The sequence below is a fragment of the Pseudomonas sp. AC172 genome (assembly GCF_979258595.1).
The window spans coordinates 6,204,166-6,225,425 of the sequence record NZ_OZ409868.1 but is presented as its reverse complement, the minus strand read 5'-3'; the positions used below and the strand labels follow the sequence as shown (position 1 = coordinate 6,225,425).

The window sequence follows — 21,260 nt, the reverse complement described above, 5'->3', positions numbered from 1 at the left end:
CGGCGCAGACCACGCGCCCTGACAGTAATTCACTACTTAAAGGTGGACCGATTGTAATCGTTACCCCCAACAAGAGCCACGAAGCACGACCATCACATAGTTCACATGACTATTAGACTGAAAGTAGTATTCCAATCGGTATTCCAAACAGAAATCGTCTTTGAAATTAATGTTATTTATCAAAAGCTTATTAATTCGATTCAAATTACCCCGGCCCACCATTTAGTCTTCCTAGGAAGACCCAAAAAAGCCGTAAAGCCTTGAGAAATCAAAGCTTTACGGCTTTTTTCTTGCCCGCGTTTTCCCATTTAATCCCAGGGCATCCCATGGCGGGGGCATAGGGCATAAAACGCTCATCAGCTCGCTCGGAGAGGATGTGCCCCCAATGAGCATGGTGGAATCAAAAACAAAACGCCCCGGTAACTGCCGAGGCTCAGAAAGTTGCTGGACTACCGTGACAGTCGCGGCAACCATGCGAAACGCTGCTTTTTCAGTCATGACAAAATAGCGCCTCAATTATCTGGAGTGCGCTATGAACGAAGGACGAAAAATCACTGTGGGTGAATTGCTCGATGCACTGAATAGAGAGTCAAGGGACACCGAGGTCATCTTTCAGGGCGGTTTGAATTTCTACCGTTTGAAGCAACGAGGCGAAGACTTGATTTAGGTTGAGTTCAACGAACCCGTATCTGACGCAATGAACGACTTCTTCAAGCATCACAAGTAGAATCACGACCACAAAAAGCCCAGCTCGATGGCTGGGCTTTCGTACTCAAGAAACCTGGCGACTGTTGTGCCAGTAGAGATACGCCAAGCCAATCGGTGCAATGAAAATTGCAAACGACCAGCACATCGCCATCGTGAATCCTTTCACCATCAGCATAAGAATGGCGTTGATGAAGAATACGTTCCCGCCCATCACGTAGCTTACGACGCTTTCATATACGAACCGAGAGTATGGGTAGAGCAGCGTGCAGATGACCGACATCACAATCAGCCCAGGCTTACCCGTCAGACCAGTTGGGCTATTGGCCGCGACCGACAAAATCAGAATCGTAAACAACGACCCAAAAATAAGCTGCCGGATGTAGTAGCTGGGGGTTAGCCCGCCAAAAGTCTTCGACAAAAACGACTGCATAAGATCCCTCTAAAACGCTGATTTGAGTGATGGCCATCATAACAGCATCACCCACCAGAATCAGACCTGGCGATCTGAGAATGGGGCATCCATAGCGCCACGAACTGAAACTCTCGAAAACGTGGCGCGCATCAATGAGGATTACTTATCAAGCTTCCGAACGCAGACAACGGTCACATGATCGTGGCTTTGCATCGAATGCCCCAGAAACGAAAAAGGCCGCCGACATGATGAGCCTAGATGTAGGTCAGCTCCAGCAGCACTCCCAGCTTGAGCAATGTGTGTCGTGGAGCCGAAAACGAAAAAGCCCCGCACGATGGCGAGGCCTTGGATTAGAAAGCAAAAAGCCCTGAGGGGACTGGTCACTGGTATTTATTACATCTTCTTTTACTTGATATCTGGAAGCGTCACTGGGCGTTCAATTTGGGATTTAAATACCGCATAAACCGCATCATAGAAAGGCTCAGGAGCTCGAGTGGTAACCGTTACTGCTTTGGGTGGACTTCCGACGAGGAAAGAAAGCTGCCCCTTCTCAGGCATCTCTACTCTGACCTCGGCAGAGACAATTTCGCTCACACGCTCGTTCTCACTCTTCACAGAATCTAAAGCGAGATCCAATCTAAAATCGAAAGCTTGACCTTTTTTCTGGATCTTTTTCGCATCAAGAGGAACCATTTTCTCTCCGTTATAGGAAAAAAATCTTACGTAGTACTCTTTCCGACCGGCCTCAGAAGTATAAGGAGGAGGTGCACCTAAGTACTTTCCGAAATCTTCTAGAATTTCGCTCAGGCTACTGATCATGTCTATCCAATAAAAATCGTCAGCCAGTTTCTTGCTTACATATATGTCTTGAAGAGCCTTGAACTTCGTAGCTTCAGTCACTTGCAGAGTTCCTTAATGCAATTTTCGCAAGAGTGCCAGAATACTCCAGCAAAAAAAAGCCCGTCGCAGTGGCTGGGGCGTCCCGGTACTACGCTGCCTTGCAGCCTGAACTACATACGCGGCCTATCTGGTGAAGGTCGCCTTCAGGTTGTCATGGCCGCCTTCAAGCTCTATTTCCCACTCCGGGCATTCGGCGCTCAAATCCAGCAACACCGTCTCAAACGCTTCGCAGGACACTTCAACGCTGACTTCAGCCTCGACCGATGCTTTGAGTTCAAAATGACGAAATCCGCCACCGACCAGCGGCCTGGACGGCAACTGCCTGATGATCTGATGCTTCAATTCGGCGGCTAGAGTAGATGCGGTGTATACCACGAGCTGAATCCTTTCGAGCAAGAAGAAAGCCCGACGCAATAGTCTGGCTGTGTCTGTTGTGTCGCGCTTGAAAAGCTGAACACGGTGCCATGAAAACAGGTGTTTATCCGCGTGGAAAGACTTTTTACGCAGCCTCTCGAATTCGCTTCAGCGCGCAATCAACCCAAGCTACTCCGGCCTTGATCACCTCCCGAACCTTAGCTTCACCGATGCCAGACTCCCGAGCGATACGCAGTGCCGGCCACTTCGCACCGAAGTAGAGCCAGATGAAATCATCCATCTGCGAGTCCCGATTGATCAGACGTGCCACGGCGTCATCGATCACCAGCGCCAAATCATCGGTCAGGCTGTACTCCTTCATTCCACCGGTACACGTTGTTTTCCTGCGGGAATGGACGTCGATCACCGAGATGGTAATGGCCTCAACAACCTCAGAAGCAATCTGCGTGTCGCGAGAAGGACTCTAAACAGCCTAAACCGTGATCGCTCATCCACCAGCAGCTCTGGGTTCAAGGGAGTTTTCTGGAACGCACGGCTAACCGTCAGCGGCGTGGCCAGGAAGCGTGGATATTTCTCCACTTTCAGAGAGACAGCTCAAGCTTACGATCAACTGGTCAGAGACCATGCATCAGAGTTCGGGCGCCTCAACGGGCATTAACGATGATTGCCAAGGTCTACGTTGGTGGCTGCCGTCTGGAGGCGATTCCGCTGGCAGTAGGCGGCGGACGCGTTCTACTCTACGCTCTGTGAGAGAATTTCTATCAAATCATCCTAAGGAAGGAGAAATAATGGCGGACTCTATCGAGAAAAGTACGATAGTGTGGGTCGGAGGATTGTTATTAGGCGCGATAACTACTACCGCTACTGCTGTACATGTTCTTCATGATCAGTTCATAACTCCAATGAAGGTTTTTGAGTCAAAACAACAAATTGACAAGCTTACAGCTAAACTCGATTCTCAGTTAGATATTGCAAATGAATTAGAGAAAACAAAGTCAGAACTGGAAAAAGCTAGAGAAAAAATATCCCAGATTGAATATAGCGACTTATTCGTTAAAAACTCAGTTTATCCCGCAACAATTGACGTTGTTTCTGTAGGTTCCGACATATCAAAAATATATGAGAACCACGACAGCAAAAAGATATCTCTCCGTGATGATCGACCGTCACAGCCGCAGATAACAGTAAAACTTGAAAATTCAGTTTTCGAAGAAGTTAACTATAGTTACGACCCAGTTACCAAGAAGATAACCTCTATTTCTTTCCCGTTGAATTATGCGAAAGATTTTGGCAAGCGTTTCTTAGAACTCGCAGCGACCAAAGCCCTAGGAGAGCCGTCCGCGATTGGTGATAGGGGTCAATTCAAATGGAAAACTCCTGCAGGAATTGATGTGTACGTTCTCGATAGAACTTATCTCATGCTCGGTAAGGGATTTGTTCCCCGAGTTTGGGGCGGTGGCCGGTGAACGGCGAACGCAAATGGCAGCAGAATGGCAGTTTGAGCTCTGAAAGCCTTGTAGCATAGGGCTTAGACGGGGGCTCAAATCCTCCCGGCCCAACTCTCAACGACAAAGCCCGCCAAGTGCGGGCTTTGTCGCATCTGGCCGCCCCGTCCAGCTCCTTCCGAAAACCAACCCCGCCCACACACCTCAATGCTCATGCCGATGATGCACATCCGGAAAATGCGCATGCCGATGCCGCATCGACGTATGCACATGCGGATGACTGTGCGGCTCCGTTCCGTCCCATTCAAACCCATGCACATGCTGGTGATGCTCGTCGTGTGTGTGGCGATGTTCATGCTCGAGCCGTTCGTGCTGATGCTCATGAACATGGTTCTCCATCAAGTGAATCCATACCCCCACGGCCATTAACGCGGCAGCGAGCAGGAACATCAGCGATACCGACTCGCCCAGCAGCAGAATCGAGATACCGGCGCCCAGAAACGGCGCGGTGGAAAAGTATGCGCCGGTGCGTGCACTGCCCAGCCCGCGCAGGGCGAGGACGAACATCACCAGGCTGACGCCGTAACCGAGAAACCCGACCAGCAGGATTGGCACCAGCGAGGCGGTTGCGGGCAGTTGTTTGCCGATGAACAAGGCCAGGCTGCAGTTAACCAACCCCGCCACAAGACCTTTGCTGCCCGCGATAAACAGTGCATCCGAGGCAGAGACCTTACGCGTCAGGTTGTTGTCGATGGCCCAGCAAAAGCAGGCGAAGGCGACGGCCAGCGGGCCGGTCCAGTCTTGCGCCGACACGGCCTCTTGCGGCCATGACAACACGACACCGCCGGCCACGATGGCGAGCATGCCGATCACGATTCGCCGATCGGCGTTTTCCTTGAACACTAGCCACGCCAGCAGCGCCGTGAGCACTGATTCCAGATTGAGCATCAGTGACGCGCTCGCGCCGGACGTTCTGGTCAAACCGAACATTAATGCCACCGGCGCCAGCACACCGCCGAAGCCTATGGCACCGATCAGCCACGGCCATTCGCTGGTGCTGAGTCCGGAACGCTGCCAGCCTCGATCACGGGCAAAACGCAGGACGGTCAAACCCAGCCCGCTGCCCAGATAGAGCAACCCGGCCAATAGAATCGGTGAAATCTGTACGCCCAACAGCTTGGCGAGTGGCGTACTGGCGCCAAACAACGCAGCCGCAACCAACGCGTAGAGCACGCTCACATTCATGAAGGGATCACTCGCTCGGGCCGATGAAATATTGGCAACGATCATGGCAAAACTCAGGTGAGCATTATGTGAACCGTTCCGCCCGCTGACCACATGCCTTGAAATGACTTTGCATGATCATCACGAACGCTGTTTGGTTTTATCGCCACGCCCTCCTTCCCACACCGAACGTCCTAGGAAAATTCCCGCAACACGCGTCGACTTTGATGAACTGGTGAACACTTCCTCAGGGCGTTACGCTCCACGACCACTGCCAACCAGCGGACGGTTTGGCAGCCGCAACTGCAGTGAATGTTCACTCCACGGAGCTACGTCATGAAAAAGACCCCACAACTTTCGCTGGTTGGCTCGGCACCTTCCGACGCGCCAGCTTCCAGCACCCAACCTCAGTCGAATACCACCACACGCACCGAGGCGCCCCGTCGGCGTCGTAGCGTCCCGCTCAATCAGCTCATCAGAGTGCGCGACGATGTCGACACACTGACCCTGCTCACCCACGCCAGCGAAATTCTCGATTCCCTCGCGGCCATCAGCGCAAACTTTGCCGATGAGTTCGACGGTTCGAAACGCCACGTGGCGGTGGCCATGAAGCAATTGAGCGCACTGGCCGAGATCCTGATTTGTCGGGCACGGGACAATCTTGATCCGCAGAAACCGCAGAACACTACCGGGCCTGAAACCCGCCATTGACGGGCAAAACCCCGACGCTCGGTTGTGCATCGGACTGCATTGCCGCCGCCCATCGAGATGAATTTTTCTTCACTGCAGCTACGCGGCCAAGCCTTGTACAGTCCGCTCGCTCATTCAAGAAACTACGGTTCGCCCGCGCTCCTGCGGGCTTTTTTTTGCCTGAAACAAAACCCCTTCTTCGCCACAACTTGCCGTAACCCCGGTGATTGCGCGACTCTGCGAGCAGATCCCACAAGCCGGAGCGCCCGATGCCGCTGTTGACCCTGCCCTGCCAACGCCTGACGCTCGCGATACTGGCTCCGGACCAGGCCGAACTTGAAAGCGAGTTCTACCGACGCAACCTGCGCCACCTCGCGCCATGGTCGCCGATCCGTACCACCGAATATTTTTCCACCGAACAGATTCGCCGACGCCTTGAAATACAGGCCAGCGCGTTCGAGGCCGGTCTGGCTATGCATTTCGCGCTGCTGACGCAGGACGGCCAGCAGATGATCGGCGCGTGCAACTTCAGCGGCATCATTCGCGGGGCCTTTCAGGCGTGCTATCTGGGCTATCACATTGATAAAGCCCAACAGGGACAGGGCTTGATGCAGGAAGCACTGGAGGCTGGCATCGACTACATGTTCGATATCCAGAACCTGCATCGGATCATGGCTAACTACATTCCCGGCAACGAGCGCAGTGAGCGCTTGCTTGAGCGGTTGGGCTTCGAACGCGAGGGTTACGCCAAGGCGTATCTGAACATTGCCGGGCGCTGGCAGGATCATGTGCTGACGGCGCTGGTCAATTCAAGGTTCGAAACACCGGAAAAGCGCTGGTCGAAACCATTGGCGTGAGTTTCACAATTCGTTAAGGATTGCCGTCGTATGCTCAGGCCTCCCGCCCCTTTCGGTTGCCTGAACCCTATGTCGCGTGCCGTCACTTCGCTGTTTCTGCTTGCCGCCCTGCTGTTTTTCTTCGCCTTGGGCGGCCATCAATTGCAAGGCTCCACCGAGGCCCGCGTCGCCGGCATCGCCATGGAGATGCATCTGGACGACGACTGGGTGACGCCGCGCCTGTTCGGCGAACCGTTTCTGGAAAAACCACCGCTGAGTCTGTGGCTCGACGCTGGCGCGATGCGCGTGTTCGGCGTTTCACCGTGGGCCGTGCGACTGGCGTCGGCGGTGGCTGGCTTGCTCAGTGTGATGCTGCTGTACGGCATGTTGCGCCGCTTTGAACGGCCGAAGATGATTGCCTGGACGGCGGGCATTCTGCTCGCGACCATGGCCAGTTACTGGAGCAATGTGCGCGGCGTCGGTGAAGACGCATTGCTCGCCCTCGGCGTGACCACGGCCTTGCTGGCCTTTTTCCAGGCTCAACGAGCATCGACTCTCGGCAACTCGCTGTTGTTTGTCGTCGGGATCGCCATCGCCACATTGAGCAAGGGTGTGCTGGGGCTGGCGATGCCGGGGGTGGTGATTTTTGCTTATCTGCTGACCGACAACCTGATGGACAAGCGCCTGAAAATCGCCGACTGGCTGCGACCGGGCTTACTGACCCTGGTCGGTTTGATTCCGCTGCTGATCTGGCTCGTCATCCTCTTCCAGCACGGCGGCGCGCAGGCCGTCAGAGAAGTGCTGCTGACCAACAGCGTCGGGCGCTTCAGCGGATCGTTCGTCGAGGCCGGGCACTATGAACCGTTCTATTACTACCTCGCCAAACTGCCGGAAGCCTTCCTGCCGTGGAATATTCTGGTCTACCTGGGGCTCTGGCATTTCCGTACACAATTGAAGGCCAACCGTTACCTGTTGTTTTTCAGCCTGTGGATCGTTGCGCAGTTCGTGATGCTGACGTTGGCGTCGAGCAAACGCACGGTGTATCTGATGTCGATGACACCGGCCGCTGCGCTGATCGCGGCGGAGTATGTGGGTGTGCTCTTCGAGCGCTTGAAGCGGTATGAATCCGGCAATGGATTCGTAGGCCGAATCGCCCGTCACCGTCAGACATTGGCAGTGACTGTGCTCACGCTGGTGATCGGCAGTTATCTCGCCGCCGCGCAATGGGCACTCCCCCACGCCGACAAAAAGCTTTCGTTCCTGCCGTTGAGCGCAGAAATTCAGACCCTGCAGACCACCGGGCATCAAGTCGCACTGTTTCAGGCCAATGAGCGGGTCGGTGGCGCGACGGTCTTCTATACCCAGCAAGTACTCAAAGGGCTGGATACCGAGGCGCAGTTGCGAGACTTCCTCACGGCCTCGCCCTCGCATGTCGTGGTGATGGCCGGCGACAGCGAACCCGCGCCGCCACTAAAAGTACTCAAGACCATGATGGTCGGACGTCAGGCGTATTACTTCGTCGGCTATTGAGGCCTGTGCAGCCCATAAAAAAACCCGCCGGTGATTGGCGGGTTTTTCATTTCATCCGATCGGGTTCAGAGAGAGACCTCAGGCTGAGCACCGAAAGCCTTCTCCTCACGCTTACCCAGCACCGGCACCTCCAGCCGTGCCCGCCCGTAGAAGGCCAGCGCCGTCAGCAAACACGCCAGCCACACAAAGATTCCGGCCCAGAACGTGTGGGACATGTAATGCCAGCCCTGCAGGACGCGAGTAGTGCCATAAACGAACCCCAGCAACAGTGAGCCCCACAAGATGGCACTGGAAAAACGCCATTGATAGCGCCGCGCCACGAAATACAGCGCCAGCATGGTGAAGCCGCCCGACGCATGACCACCTGGCCAGCACCGGCCACTACCGGCTTCGTGGAACAGTTGAAAGTTGCTGTACCACTCAATGTGGGCCATTTTTCCGCCGTACAGCGTGGTCTCGATCGGGCAGTAAACGCTGGTGTGGGATTTGAGGAAATGGATCACCCCGGTGCAGACCGCGAATGCGACCACCACAAACAGAAAATCCCTACGATGATCAGCGGCAAATCGCAGCACTGGCGCGACTTTGCTGCGTTCCAGCATCGCACCGAGACGCGGACGTTTGTGCGGATTGGCCAATGGCCAGACCACCGACAGCAGCGCGCCGATCAGAGCGATTTCCGCCGTCCAGTTCGGAATGATCCGCGCCCATTTGTGGGTGAGCTTTTCAAAGAAGTGGATTTTGTCGAGCGGAAAGGTCTGGGTCAGCGGATCGAACAGCAGGTTGCTGAAGGCGATGTCGATTCTGGTCATGTCGAACATCAGGAACACCAGCGCCGCACAGACTAACGGAATGCCAAAGTTGTAAGCGTAGAAACGGGATTTCATCGGGTGGTCACCGTGCGCCAGTCGGAGGCTTCAATAAAGCCGAGCATCTTGGGAGCCGCCGGGCTGGCAGCGGAAACAAACAATGACGAGCCATAACCCATGTCCGAGGTGGGCACTTTGAGGTCTTTCTCGATTTGCGCCATGCATTCGCTGTGGGTCACCAGTACCAGATTTCGACCGGGAACCTTGTGGGCCAGTGCATCCTGCAACATGCGCCCTCGGCAATCGATCAACCAGTCTTCGCCGCTGGCGGCATGGTTGAACATGTAACCGGCGGTCTGCACCGTGCGCACCGACGGGCTGTTGTAGATGTCGGCGTTGTTCAGGCCCAGTTGTTCGAACCTTGCACCGACCGCCACCGCGACACTGCGTGAGCGATCGGTGATGCCGTCGTTGCCACTCAGGCACGCCGCTTTGGAGTGATCGCAGCGCTCGACATGACGCACCAGCACGATCATCTCGCCCTTGGCCCAACCGGCTGCCAGCGCCTGCGCACCGGCGACATTGCCATGCGCGAGATCCGGCACCGCCGCCGGCGCGAGCAACCACAGGGTCAGCGGGATCACCAATACCGATGCCGCCAACACCACCCAGGTGTTGCGAAAACGCGCCAAAAAGCTCAGATCGATCGAGCGTTTGACGCCGAACAGACTCAGTCTCAATTCCACAAAAACTGCCTCGCCACTCTGCATCACGGGTTCATTCGATGCGGCGAAGGTACAGAGGCGCGCGTGGGCAGCCAGTGAAACTCATGTGAAAAAAGTCTTGGGATCCGTTGTTACAAATTCCGTAGGACAAAATCCTTTCAGCTCTGGGAAATGCGGCCGATACAAACCTGCTAACACCCTTGCTGGCTCAAAAAAACAACAATCTTCCAGCCTAACCGACGACAAGAAACCCAACGTTTCTGGAGGATTTTTGATGAATAGCTGGTTCGGCAACATCAGCGTGAACATGAAACTGGGCCTGGGCTTCGGCCTAGTGCTGGCCCTGACCTGCGTGCTGGCCCTGACGGGCTGGACCAGTCTCGGTGGCCTGATCGACCGCAGCAACTGGATGAGCGACATCACCCAGCTCAATGCCGGTCTGACCAAACTGCGCGTGGTGCGCCTGCAATACATGCTGACCAATGGCGATGAAACCGCCGCACAGAATGTGCAAACCACCCTCGAAAGCTTTGCCGCGCAGCAACAGAAGCTGATCAACAGCTTCAAGAGCCCGGAAAACGTCAAACTGCTCAAGGAGCAGGCAGCGACCATCGCTGAATACCAGACGTCGCTGAACAAAATGCGCAATGCCTACCGCACCGGCAACAGTGCCCGCGACAGCATGAGTGTGAGTGCCGAGACCGCGTACAACCAGATCGAATCGATCAGCAAACGCGTGCAGCAGATGGACATGAGCGAACAGCGCTTCGAACAGTTCCAGGCGATCACCGCCGCCAAGGAAGCGTTCATCCTCGCGCGCTACGAGGTGCGTGGCTACACCGCTACCACCAACGCCGAAACCGAACAGAAAGCCGTTGGCCAACTGGACGTGGCGATCGCCAGCCTCAAGCAACTGAACGTGCATTTCGCTGAGTCTCAGCAAGACGCGTTGCGTCAGCTGGAAACCGCACTGGTCAACTATCGCAGCGCATTGATGGCTTATAAAAATGCCAACACTGACGCCGTGCAGGCCCGTAAGGAAATGACCGATCAAGGCACCGCGATCGTCAACACCAGCGAGCAGCTGTATCAGATTCAACTCGACCGTCGCGATGTCGAAAGTGCTCAGGCGCGAACCTTCCAGTTGATCAGCACCCTGCTGGCGCTGCTGGTTGGCGTGATTGCTGCGGTGATCATCACCCGTCAGATCACCCGTCCGCTGCAAGAAACCCTGGCCGTGGTCGAGCGCATCGCCAGCGGCGACCTGACCCAGAACGTCACCGTCACCCGCCGCGACGAACTCGGTGTGCTGCAACAAGGCATCGCCCGCATGGGTGTGACCCTGCGTGACTTGATCAGCGGCATCCGCGACGGCGTCACCCAGATTGCCAGCGCCGCCGAAGAACTGTCCGCCGTGACCGAGCAGACCAGCGCCGGTGTGAACAGCCAGAAGGTAGAGACCGATCAGGTCGCCACCGCCATGCACGAGATGACTGCCACCGTGCAGGAAGTCGCGCGCAATGCCGAAGAAGCTTCGCAAGCCGCTGCCGCCGCTGACGGCGAAGCCCGTGAAGGCGACAAAGTGGTCAACGAAGCCATCGCTCAGATCGAACGTCTGGCCAGCGAAGTGGTGCGCTCCACCGAAGCGATGAGCGTGCTGCAACAGGAAAGCGACAAGATCGGCAGCGTCATGGACGTGATCAAGGCTGTGGCCGAACAAACCAACCTGCTCGCCCTCAACGCTGCAATCGAAGCCGCGCGTGCCGGTGAAGCCGGTCGTGGTTTTGCCGTGGTCGCCGACGAAGTGCGTGGTTTGGCCCAGCGCACGCAGAAGTCCACCGAAGAAATCGAAGGCCTGGTCGCCGGTCTGCAGAACGGCACCCAGCAAGTCTCGGCCGTGATGAGCAACAGCCGCGCGCTGACCGACAGCAGCGTCGCCCTGACGCGCAAGGCTGGCGCATCGCTGGAAAACATCACCCGCACGGTGTCAAACATCCAGTCGATGAACCAGCAGATCGCCGCTGCTGCCGAACAGCAGAGCGCCGTGGCGGAAGAGATCAGCCGCAGCATCATCAATGTGCGCGACGTGTCGGAACAGACCGCAGCGGCGAGTGATGAGACGGCAGCGTCGAGTGTTGAATTGGCGCGTCTGGGTGGTCAGTTGCAGCAGATGGTCAGCCACTTCCGCGTTTGATCCTGATTTCGCGCTGAAGCCAAAAACCAATCGCGGGCAAGCCCGCTCCCACAGGGTTTGGAGTCGTTCACAGATGTTGTGTTCGACTCATGACCTGTGGGAGCGGGCTTGCCCGCGATTGCGTCAGGCCTTTCACCGTTTCACGTCAAACCACACCGTGCATAAAAAACTCGACCGGCACTTTAAAGAACTCCGCGAATCCCTTTATCTGGGCAACGGTCATCTTTCGCTTGTTATTCAATATCTCTGAAACAGCACTCTGAGTTGCGATCTCAGACAAGTCCTTCTGTTTGACGCCTCTTTCCGAAAGCAGAAACGCCAGCGCTTCAGATTGAGACGAATAAGCAATCAACACCGTTTCATTCTCGTACTCATAAACCCGATCAGCCACAAACTCCGCAAACCGTGCCGCAGCATGATCCTCGGTGTTTGCGTGTGAATAAAGCTCATCAATCAGGGCCATTCGCACTTGCAGATCGTCATCATTTTTTATCGGATCATGGCAGGCAGACAACAACTTGGACAAAGTCGCTAGCTGATCGCCCAGCCCCTCAAGCATGGGTGAAATATCGGCTATGAAGGAATCCAGTCCTGTCGCTTCGACTTTATTACGCTTCATTGAGATCACCTGTATTTTCGTTAAACATAAATAGCGTATTTCATTCTGGCCAACTACTTGACATCACCCTTCCACCATTTGTCATATCCGGAATGGGGAAGAATGTCCTTGATATAGATAGTGCCAGTCTTCGTGTTGATCCACGTAATGACACGGCACTCGTTTTTCTTGATATCAAAAACGTAAATATCAAGCGGACCTTTCTTGCTCGTCAGCCTCAGCTTCGAGTGAGGGATACGATCGACGTTCCAACCTGAGGCGCTGACCCAGTCTTGACGAAGCTTCTCAAACGACTCGAAGCGCAACGATGCTCTGTCGAAGATGGTTAGCCACAAGGTGAGAGGATCTCTCCACTGGCCATGAGTCTCAATGGCCCGCGCAACCGTCGCTTTTGTGATCACTCTCATACAATTTTCGGTTCTGGTATCCCTACATGCGGCCAAATTATCTCAAATACAGATATCTGTAAAGCAGATATTTTTAGCTCTATAGAAAAAACCCGAAGCCAAATGCATCAGTGGATTCGGGCTTTTTCTGTCAGTGGTGGACTAAGACTTCAGCCATCACCGCGTCCCACGCTGCCGCAACGCCGACGGCATAAAGTAAGCATCCTCGGGCACCGGCTGCGCGAAATCCACAGTCTCCGCCTCTTCATTATCAAGGTTCTGCACGTAGTAACGCCGTGCCTGCAAATCATGGAAAACATCCAGCGCACTCCACGTGGTGGGCAGGTCGTAGAAGTTCTTCAGGTAAGCCATCGACACGCGCCACAACTCCCCTCGCCCATCGTATTGATCAACCAGCGCGGCGCCCCAGCTGTCTTCATCGAGAAACAGCACACGCTTGGAATAGATGTGCCGCGAGCCCGGTTTCAGGTTGCCTTCCACCACCCAGACCCGGTGCAGTTCATAGCGGGTGTATTGCGGGTTGAGGTGGCCCGGGGTGAGCAGTTGCGCGTATTTCACCTCGGGGCTGCCGACCTTGTAGTTGTTGTAGGGGATGTAGATTTCCTGTTTGCCCTTGAGCTTCCACTCGTAGCGATCCGGCGAGCCGTTGAACAGGTCGGTGTCGTCGGCGGTGCGCAAGCCATCGGAGGATGCGATCGGCGTGTCGTAGGCGAGGTTCGGTGCGCGGCGCACGCGGCGTTGGCCGGCGTCGTAGATCCAGGCTTGGCGCGCATCTTTGAGTTGATCGAGGGTTTCGTGCACCAGTGCGGCACCGCCGGCCAGTCGTGCGGGGCTTTTCACGAAGGCGAGATAGTAGAACAGGATGTTTTTCAGGTCGGCGAACTGGCCGTTCGGGCGGTAGTAGTTGAACAGCGCTTCCTGCTGCGAGGTCACCAGCGCGAAGCTGCCATTGCGCTGGACCGGTGCTTCCGAGGCGCGGCGCACGACGTAGATGCCGCGATAGCGGGTGATGTGGTTCCACAGCACTTCAACACCGTCCTTGGGCACCGGGAACGGCACGCCGCCGTAGGCATCGGAGAAGCCGCTGCCGCCTTCGAGCAACTTGGCCGAGGTCGCGTTTTTCAGGGTGTTGTCGTACAGCCATTGCGGCGCCGAGCCGGAGCGGCGGGACGGATAGATTGGCATCTGGAAGGTGTCGGGGTAGCTATTGAACAGGGCGATCTGACCGGGGCTGAGGTGGGCCTTGTACTGGTCGAGATTGGCTTTGGTGATGGTGAACAGCGGTTTGTCGGCCGCGTACGGATCCGGGTGATGCTGGCCCGGTTTGTAGCCGGCCGGGGCTTGAGTGATGCCGCCGGTCCACGCGGGGATGGTGCCGGCGGCGTTGCCGGCGCGCTCGGCGCCCATGGGGGTCAGGGTGGTTTTCAGTTGTTCGGCTTGTTGTGGGGTGATGGCCGCGAAGACGCTGCTGGCGACAAGGCCTAAAACAAGCCCTAGCGAAGCTTTGGTCAATCTCGAAGTGTGAACCATGATCTTCTCCAAAATACAAAAACCTGTGGGAGCGAGCCTGCTCGCGAAAGCGGTGGGTCAGTCGACATCAATATTGAATGTGCCGGCCTCTTCGCGAGCAGGCTCGCTCCCACAGGGGCTGTGTGTAGCCTTTAAAGGAAATACTTGAGGTTGAACCCGACGTTGTCGCGGTCGCGAATGCCGTTGTTTTGCCCGCCGCCATAGAACTCGGTGTATTGCAGTTCGGCTTCAAGCTTGTTCTGGTAGTTGGCCTTGATCCCCAGTGTGTAAGCCTTGCGCCCTTCGATGGTGTTGCCGGCCTGATAGCTGTTGCCTTCGAAATCGTCCTTGTAAACGATGTACGGCGAGACGTTGACCCCGGCGTACACATCGTTCCATGTGCCGTTGAGCATCGCCGTGTAGCTGTAGGAATTGCGGTTGACCTGATCGTCGCGATCACCGCCGGAGACATAGGAATAGTTGCCCGTGCCGGCGTAGTAACGACGACTGCCGTCGTAGGCGGTGTATTGCAGACTGCTGCCGCGCAGGTGTTCGGAGGCCAGTTCGAAGATGCCGAACAGTGAGTCGAACGATGCCGTCGGGCCGAAGTTGTAGATGGTGCCGACGGAGGTGTTGAACGCTTCCACACGCTCGGCGTTATTGATCTGGCTGTCGAGCGTCACCATCTGCCCGCCGACGTTGATCGACCTGCCGGTCACCGCTGCCGCTGCGCCGTTGGCCAGGTCACCGATCAGATCATTGGTGGCCGCGACGCCGATCGGCAAGTTCGGCCGATAAGCGATTTCACCGAATACCGACGCCTCACCCAACGTGGTGTTGAAGCTGAAGCCGTACATGCGAATATCTTCGGCGTAACGCCGATGCGCCTGGATATTGCCCATCACATCCGCCGTGGCCAGACCGTTGGCCAGCGCCCCGGCCTGACTGCCAGCGACGCCCGCCAGCAGATTGGTCAGCACATCCATGTCGATGCCTTTGTAGCCGCCCAGATCGGCAGCGATGGTCGGTTCCTTGGCGTGGTAATTGACCATGTACAAGCCAAACTCGGTGCTGTTGAGCTGTTCGGCGATGTAGCGAAAGGCGAAGCCGAACTGGCCATCGTTGCGCGCGTTGTAGTCCTTGCCGATGCTCGCCACTTTCAGCGTATTGCCATAGGCCGGTGTCACGCCGTTGGCGTACAGGCCAGTGGTTTGCAGGGCGGAGTTCAGCAACGGGTTGTTGCCCAGCGCACTGTACAAACCGATGACGTTGCCAAACCCCGGCACTGGCGTATCGAGCGCTGTGCCGCTGAAGTTGTTGTAACCGGTGTTGCCACCGTCGGCGAACAGGTCGGTCTGCGAGTAGAACGTGCCGACCGGATCAATGCGGGTTTCCTTCCAGTTGGTCTGGTAGAAACTCTCCATGGTCAGCGAATCGGTGAGGCCGATGTTGAAACTCAGTGCCTCGACCGGCACCAGCACTTCCTTGACTTCGGCGCCGGGCAAACGGTACTTGGCGGCGTCCACCGGGTTGGTGGTGTTGATCCCGCCACGATAGAAAATCCCCTCGCCCCAGTTGAATACCTGCCGACCGACACGCGCGGTCACCGGCATTTGCGCAACGTCCCAGCTGCCATGCACGTAGGCGTCAAGCATCTCGATGCGGCTGCCGGCGATGTCGCGGGTCTGGCTGGTGAAATGATCGTCCTGCGGGTAGCTCTGGCTCGGCTGCGACGGGCTGTTGTTGTCGTAGTAGTCGTTGCGCTTGTCCATCAGTTGCGTGTCGTAAAACGCGGTGCCGCGCACGAACACACCGTAGTTCTGATAGTTGGCTTCAAGTTCGGAGGTGATCTTGTACACCTCGGAAACCAGTCCGGTGTCGAAGTTGCGATTGCCGTCGTTGGTGTTGACGTCATCGTTAGTCTTGTCGCGGCCCTGTACCCGCCACAAACGACCGTAAGACAAGGTCGTGTCGAGGGAGCCGGTGACCTGTTTGTCCATCAGGCTGAATTCCACCGCGTGCGCCGCATCGACTGCGCACAGTTGCAGCAGCCCGGCCAGGCCGACACCGGGGAGCGCCGCGCCCGTCAGGCGCAATCGAGAGTTGATCATGTGTTCCTCCTTCCCTGTTTTTTTATTGTTTTTTTGTCCTGCCGCGAGGGCTAGGGCGCCAATCCCGCGCTGACGTAGATTCGACTGTGCGAGCCGAAATGCCCCAGCAACTTGAACAGTTGCCGGTTAAGTGCCGGATGGTCGAAATCTTCGCGATGCAGCTGATTGCCGCTGCTGAAATCGCTGCTCACGGGCGCTGCTTCCAGCCACTGTCCGATGGCCTCATCAAACGCTGCCGAGTCATTGACGGACTCGGCACTGACCACTTCGCGCAGGTAGTCGACCGAGTACGGCGGATAGGTTTTGTCCTGAGCCACATCGGCGTAAGCCGCGAGCATCGGGTGCGGCTGACCGGCGCGCAGCAAGCGCCGCAGCCAGGTCGACTGGTACTTCTCCACTTCCATATGTCGAGTGGCAACGCGTTCGATCGAGGCTTGTTTGTCGGCGGCGAAACCGGCCAGCGCCTTGCCTTCCAGCAACAGAAGACTGGCGAGGTCGACGCCGGGTAATGGCTTGGCGTGATACGGCTGGGTCAGGTCCTGAATATGGTGCAGGCCCCAGCCGAGAAAACGATAGCCCCAGTACGGATGACCGCTGGCAAACGCCAGTCGCGCCAGGCCCATGTATTGATACGCGCGCCAGTCCGGCCAGCTGCGTTCGAGGAAACCGGCAGCGGCGTACACCACAGGACTTTCATGGAAGAAGCCCATATGAAACGGCGCCTGCGAGCTGTACTGGAAGCGCGCATCACCGAACGGTTGCGGGCCGAAACCGTAGAGCGTGCCGACGTTGCCAGGGTTGTCGCTGAACAAGTTGATGTCGTGGCCGTAATCCGGTTCGTCGGCGGCACTGGCGAGCACGGCCAGCGGTGCGACTTTTTCGTGATCGGCGACAACGATGAAACGTTGGCGATTCCACGGTGACAGGGTCTGCTCGACCATCACTTGATGGGCCTGCAAGTGCTCACGTTCAGGCAGGTCTTTGCCGGGTAATGGCTGGATGACCATCGCCAGATGAATCTCGGGATTGATGCGCAGCGCAGTGAGAAAGTCGTGGCGCAGATTGTCACTCGGCACCGCCGGCAACTTCAGATTGTCGGGGCGTGGCGGGTACTGAGCGAAGTGCTCGCGGGCGAAGCTTTCCTGCTGTTCCAACAGCGCCAGCACGGCCGGGTATTGCTCAGTGAGAAACTGCTCCAGTGGCTCGACTTCAACCGGTGGCGCATCGCGCAACGCCGGCAGATCCTGCAACGCCAGATAGCTGCCGACCGTATGGTTCGACCAGCCCCAGGCGCTCGGGGCGGTTGCACAAAGCAGCAACAGGAGGAAGGTCAGCTTCATTGCTTTTCGTTCTTATTGGCGGTGCCGTGGGGGGTGAGCCTAACAACCGACCCCGCTGGTGACACTGTCCGATCTCACCAGAAAAACTCTCCGATGGCGCCACATAAGAGGATCCGGTTCCATCGCATAACCTTGTGGGAGCGAGCTTGCTCGCGAAAGCGGTGGGTCAGACAAGACAATATTGACTGACACTCCGCATTCGCGAGCAAGCTCGCTCCCACAAGGATTGGTGTTGTTTTCTCAGGCGGGGTAACCGGTGATTTTACGAATGCTCTGGTACAGCGGCTTGAGCTGGCGGTACATGCGCAGGTAGACCTCTTTGTACAGTTGTTCGTAGATTTTCTGCGCTTCGGGTTGTGGGGTAAAAACCGCACCGACGCGGGTCATTGCCGCGATAGCGGTGGGAAAATCCGCGTGCAACCCAAGCCCCACCGCACAGCAGATCGCCGCGCCCAGACCGGACGCTTCATACACATGCGGACGCTCCGCCGGCAGGCCGAAAATATTCGCCGTCAATTGCATCGCCGCATCACTTTGCGAACCGCCACCGGCCACGCGCAATCGCTTGATCGAGACCTTCGAACGCCGCTCGATATTCTCCATGCCCTGACGCAACGCATACGCCAGTCCCTCAAGAATCGCCCGGTAAATATGCGCGCGGGTGTGTACATCACCGAAGCCGATCATCGCGCCTTTCGCTTCCACACCCGGCTCGCGAATCCCCGGCGACCAGTACGGTTGCAGCATCAAACCCATCGAGCCCGGCGGCACCGCCTCAACCAGTGCATCGAACAACTGCTCCGGCTCAATGCCCTGCTCTTTGGCCTGCTGCATCTCGCGCAAGCCGAACTCGTTCTTGAACCAGCTGACCATCCAGTAACCGCGATAAATCATCACCTCGCAGTTGTACTGATCCGGCACCGCCGAGGGGTACGGCGGAATCAACGGGACGATTTCCAGATAGCGCGATCGGGTGCTGGTGATCGTCGCCGTGGTGCCGTAGGACAGGCACACCGTGCCCGCATCGACCACGCCGGCACCCACCACTTCGCAGGCCTTGTCGGCACCGGCAGCAATCAACGGCAAGCCTTCGGGAATACCCGTATGGCGAGCCGCTTCAGCGGTGATGTAGCCGAGGGTTTCACCGGGTTTGTGCAGGCCTGGCAATTGCTCGGGGCGCACCGACAGTGCCTGCCATTTCCAGTCATTCGGCGCGGCCCATTTCAGCCGTTTGAAATCGAACGGCAGGTAGCCGACGCAGCAGCCCACCGAGTCGACAAAGCGCCCGCAAAGTCGATGAGTCAGAAACCCCGAGAGCAGTAAAAACTTGTCAGTCGCCGCCCACACTTCAGGTTGATGTTGAGCAATCCAGTTCGCCTCGGCCTGAGCGCGAAAATAATCCACAGTGCCCTGCGCACCGACCAGTTTGAACAGCCAGCCCCACGGCCCTTTGATCCCGCCCTCGACTTCGCTCTGACGCTGATCGAGCCACAGAATCGCCGGACGCAATGGCTTGCCCTCAGCATCGACGTTGATCACCGTGCCGCGCTGTGTGGTCAGGGAAACACCGGCAATCTGCGAGCGATCAATGCCGGTCTGCGCCCAGACTTGCTGGCACGCCTCGCCCAATTTCGCCCAGTAATACTCCGGATCCTGCTCGGCCCAGCCCGGTTGCGTCGAGTAATACGCCTGCAATTCGACCTTGCCCTTACCGAGCAGATTGCCCTGCAAATCGAAGAGCAGCGCGCGCACGCTCTGGGTGCCGTTGTCGATGGCCAGCAGGTAACGCTTGTTCGGGTGGTTATCCATGGAGCTCTCTTCAAGGGGCATCAAGGCGTGGCATCCGGCAAACCGTGATGGCGTTGCCACAACGCCCGATAACGCTGAATTTCTTGCTGCCAGTGTTCATCGCTCCAACCCAATCGTGGCTGGCAGAGTTGACGGATTGCGGTGAAATATTCTTCGCCACCACGAGGCAACAGCAGGCCCAGACGCGTGCGGCGCAGCAGTAAATCATCCATGTGCAGAACCATTTCACTCTCGCAGGCGAAGGCCAATTCTGCCCACAACGTATCCGTGGCGCCGACCGCTTCGTGGCCGACGTCTTTGATCAGTTGCGCCAGCCTTGGCAGTTCTCGGCCATGCCTTCCGGCCAGACGTCGCCACTGATGGCTGCTCAACTCTGCAATCGCCAGCGCAGGGACTGCGGCAAACACCGGCGCGGCGTCATCGACAAAGGGACGGTCCAGCATGCTCGCGCAGGCCTTGAGCACTTCGATGGCTTGCGGGCGAAACGTGGTGAGTTTACCGCCGGCCAGTGTCACGCAACCGGGCTCCTGCCAAAGCACATGCTCGCGGGTTTCGTTCGACGGTTTGTCTTGATGCGCACCTGCGCTGCCCACCACCGGACGCACGCCAGACCAGGTCGACAGCACATCATTCGCCGTCACTTCTGCGCCGGGAAACTGTTGTGTGCAGGCGGCCAGCAGATAGTCGAGCTCTTCGCCGCTGATGCTCGCGCTCTGATCCAGATCCTTGTGATGATCGAGGTCCGTGGTGCCGACCACCGTTGCGCCTTCCCACGGAAAAACAAACACCGGGCGACGATCGCGCTCATGCAGAAACGTGAACGCCTGCGCCACCGGCAGACGCCAACCCGGCAGCAATAAATGACTGCCGCGCAACGGCCGTAATTGCCGTGGTGCCTCAGTCGGTCGCAAGCGTTCGGCCCATGCGCCGGTGGCCACAGCGAGCACGCCGCAGCGCAACTGCTGTGACGAACCGGCCTCGCAATCTTCGATTTGAACGCCGCACACTCGGCCGTTTTCACGCAGCAGCTGTTCGACGCGCACGCCATTGACCACGACCGCTCCCTCGGCCCGCGCTTCGCTCAACACACGCATCACCAGCCGCGCATCGTCGGTCAGCGCATCGACAAAACTGGTGCCGCCGAGCAGGTCATTTTCTCTCACGCCCGGCGCCAGATATCGAAGCTGTTGCGCATCATGAAAGCGATGGCTGCGCCGTCCCGCCAAAGCGTCGTATACGCTCAGCAAACCACCCAGCACCCGAGGCCCGGGAAAGCCGCCGCGATAGTGCGGCATCATGAAACTCATCGGTTCGACCAGCCCCGGCGCTTCGTCGAGCAAGCGCTGGCGCTCGCGTACCGAATCACGGGTCAGGCGCCACTGGCCTTTGGCGATGTAACGCAAACCGCCATGAACCATTTTCGAGGATCGGCTGGAGGTGCCCCAGGCGAAATCGCGTTGCTCCAGCAGCAGGCAGCGCCAGCCACGACGCGCCGCTTCACGCAGTATTCCGGCGCCGCTGATGCCGCCGCCGATGACGATCAGATCCCAGGTTTCCTCGGCCAGCGTCGGTAGAATCTGCTGGCGCCACGCGGCGTTCCAGTCCTGACTCATGGCC

Annotated in this window: 19 protein-coding genes and 2 pseudogenes; 7 read left to right on the top strand and 14 right to left on the bottom strand. The window is 57.2% G+C overall.

Going from position 1 to position 21,260, the window contains the following annotated elements; genetic code table 11:
- Positions 1-772: 772 nt before the first annotated feature.
- The 4 genes and pseudogenes from ACZ0A4_RS28000 to ACZ0A4_RS27985 form a co-directional block, all read right to left on the bottom strand.
- Positions 773-1,138, bottom strand: coding sequence for a hypothetical protein (locus ACZ0A4_RS28000; protein ID WP_463577195.1), 366 nt, complete (start codon positions 1,136-1,138; stop codon positions 773-775).
- A gap of 387 nt (positions 1,139-1,525) precedes the next feature.
- On the bottom strand, positions 1,526-2,020 hold the full coding sequence (locus ACZ0A4_RS27995) for a hypothetical protein (RefSeq protein WP_463577193.1): 495 nt from the start codon (positions 2,018-2,020) through the stop codon (positions 1,526-1,528).
- 123 nt (positions 2,021-2,143) lie between these two features.
- A complete protein-coding gene (locus tag ACZ0A4_RS27990; RefSeq protein ID WP_463577191.1) occupies positions 2,144-2,395 on the bottom strand; it encodes a hypothetical protein in 252 nt (83 codons plus the stop codon).
- Between the two features lie 124 nt (positions 2,396-2,519).
- A pseudogene (locus ACZ0A4_RS27985) lies at positions 2,520-2,741 on the bottom strand (antitermination protein Q); the annotation flags it as partial.
- 45 nt (positions 2,742-2,786) lie between these two features.
- Here ACZ0A4_RS27985 and ACZ0A4_RS27980 point away from each other — a divergent pair.
- Both ACZ0A4_RS27980 and ACZ0A4_RS27975 read left to right on the top strand, forming a co-directional pair.
- Positions 2,787-3,053: a hypothetical protein gene (locus ACZ0A4_RS27980; protein WP_463577190.1), complete on the top strand. Its 267-nt coding sequence runs from the start codon at positions 2,787-2,789 to the stop codon at positions 3,051-3,053.
- A 130-nt stretch (positions 3,054-3,183) separates the two neighbouring features.
- Positions 3,184-3,861 (top strand): hypothetical protein, encoded by a 678-nt coding sequence (locus tag ACZ0A4_RS27975; RefSeq protein ID WP_463577189.1) that lies wholly within the window; start codon positions 3,184-3,186, stop codon positions 3,859-3,861.
- Between the two features lie 183 nt (positions 3,862-4,044).
- Here ACZ0A4_RS27975 and ACZ0A4_RS27970 read toward each other — a convergent pair whose 3' ends face one another.
- Positions 4,045-5,085 carry a DMT family transporter gene (locus ACZ0A4_RS27970; protein ID WP_463577188.1) on the bottom strand — a complete coding sequence of 347 codons (1,041 nt, stop codon included), beginning with the start codon at positions 5,083-5,085 and terminating at the stop codon, positions 4,045-4,047.
- A 315-nt stretch (positions 5,086-5,400) separates the two neighbouring features.
- Between ACZ0A4_RS27970 and ACZ0A4_RS27965 the strand changes: the two genes are divergently transcribed.
- The 3 genes from ACZ0A4_RS27965 to ACZ0A4_RS27955 all read left to right on the top strand — a co-directional run bounded on the left by ACZ0A4_RS27965 (position 5,401) and on the right by ACZ0A4_RS27955 (position 8,120).
- Entirely contained in the window at positions 5,401-5,775 is a 375-nt protein-coding gene (locus ACZ0A4_RS27965) for a DUF6124 family protein (protein WP_463577186.1), read from the top strand.
- A 248-nt stretch (positions 5,776-6,023) separates the two neighbouring features.
- On the top strand, positions 6,024-6,611 hold the full coding sequence (gene rimJ / locus ACZ0A4_RS27960; RefSeq protein ID WP_463577184.1) for a ribosomal protein S5-alanine N-acetyltransferase: 588 nt from the start codon (positions 6,024-6,026) through the stop codon (positions 6,609-6,611).
- A 30-nt stretch (positions 6,612-6,641) separates the two neighbouring features.
- Positions 6,642-8,120 (top strand): ArnT family glycosyltransferase, encoded by a 1,479-nt coding sequence (locus ACZ0A4_RS27955; RefSeq protein WP_463577182.1) that lies wholly within the window; start codon positions 6,642-6,644, stop codon positions 8,118-8,120.
- 65 nt (positions 8,121-8,185) lie between these two features.
- Here ACZ0A4_RS27955 and ACZ0A4_RS27950 read toward each other — a convergent pair whose 3' ends face one another.
- Both ACZ0A4_RS27950 and pmrG read right to left on the bottom strand, forming a co-directional pair.
- Positions 8,186-9,007: a phosphatase PAP2 family protein gene (locus ACZ0A4_RS27950; protein WP_463577181.1), complete on the bottom strand. Its 822-nt coding sequence runs from the start codon at positions 9,005-9,007 to the stop codon at positions 8,186-8,188.
- Positions 9,004-9,675, bottom strand: a complete 672-nt coding sequence (gene pmrG, locus ACZ0A4_RS27945; protein ID WP_463577179.1) for a lipopolysaccharide core heptose(II)-phosphate phosphatase PmrG — start codon at positions 9,673-9,675, stop codon at positions 9,004-9,006. Before pmrG ends, ACZ0A4_RS27950 begins: the two co-directional genes overlap by 4 nt.
- Positions 9,676-9,928: 253 nt before the next feature.
- On the opposite strand from pmrG, the pseudogene ACZ0A4_RS27940 reads away from it, so the two are divergent.
- Positions 9,929-10,990: pseudogene (locus ACZ0A4_RS27940) on the top strand (methyl-accepting chemotaxis protein); the annotation flags it as partial.
- A complete protein-coding gene (locus tag ACZ0A4_RS27935) occupies positions 10,985-11,848 on the top strand; it encodes a methyl-accepting chemotaxis protein (protein ID WP_371748303.1) in 864 nt (287 codons plus the stop codon). The pseudogene ACZ0A4_RS27940 and the gene ACZ0A4_RS27935, both read left to right, overlap by 6 nt.
- Before the next feature lie 145 nt (positions 11,849-11,993).
- On the opposite strand, the gene ACZ0A4_RS27930 is transcribed toward ACZ0A4_RS27935, so the two are convergent.
- From ACZ0A4_RS27930 to ACZ0A4_RS27900, 7 genes are all read right to left on the bottom strand, one after another.
- The gene (locus tag ACZ0A4_RS27930; RefSeq protein WP_007911534.1) at positions 11,994-12,467 is read right to left on the bottom strand and encodes a helix-turn-helix domain-containing protein; all 474 of its coding nucleotides are present in this window, start codon (positions 12,465-12,467) and stop codon (positions 11,994-11,996) included.
- A 53-nt stretch (positions 12,468-12,520) separates the two neighbouring features.
- Complete coding sequence (locus tag ACZ0A4_RS27925) at positions 12,521-12,874, bottom strand: type II toxin-antitoxin system HigB family toxin (RefSeq protein ID WP_463577178.1); 354 nt, start codon at positions 12,872-12,874, stop codon at positions 12,521-12,523.
- Between the two features lie 156 nt (positions 12,875-13,030).
- Positions 13,031-14,404, bottom strand: coding sequence for a DUF1329 domain-containing protein (locus ACZ0A4_RS27920; protein WP_463577177.1), 1,374 nt, complete (start codon positions 14,402-14,404; stop codon positions 13,031-13,033).
- 131 nt (positions 14,405-14,535) lie between these two features.
- Positions 14,536-16,494, bottom strand: a complete 1,959-nt coding sequence (locus ACZ0A4_RS27915; RefSeq protein ID WP_463577175.1) for a DUF1302 domain-containing protein — start codon at positions 16,492-16,494, stop codon at positions 14,536-14,538.
- Between the two features lie 50 nt (positions 16,495-16,544).
- On the bottom strand, positions 16,545-17,834 hold the full coding sequence (locus ACZ0A4_RS27910) for a phospholipase (RefSeq protein ID WP_463577174.1): 1,290 nt from the start codon (positions 17,832-17,834) through the stop codon (positions 16,545-16,547).
- 240 nt (positions 17,835-18,074) lie between these two features.
- On the bottom strand, positions 18,075-19,643 hold the full coding sequence (locus ACZ0A4_RS27905; RefSeq protein WP_463577173.1) for an FGGY-family carbohydrate kinase: 1,569 nt from the start codon (positions 19,641-19,643) through the stop codon (positions 18,075-18,077).
- Between the two features lie 20 nt (positions 19,644-19,663).
- Positions 19,664-21,256, bottom strand: coding sequence for a glycerol-3-phosphate dehydrogenase/oxidase (locus tag ACZ0A4_RS27900; protein WP_463577171.1), 1,593 nt, complete (start codon positions 21,254-21,256; stop codon positions 19,664-19,666).
- Positions 21,257-21,260: the final 4 nt, after the last annotated feature.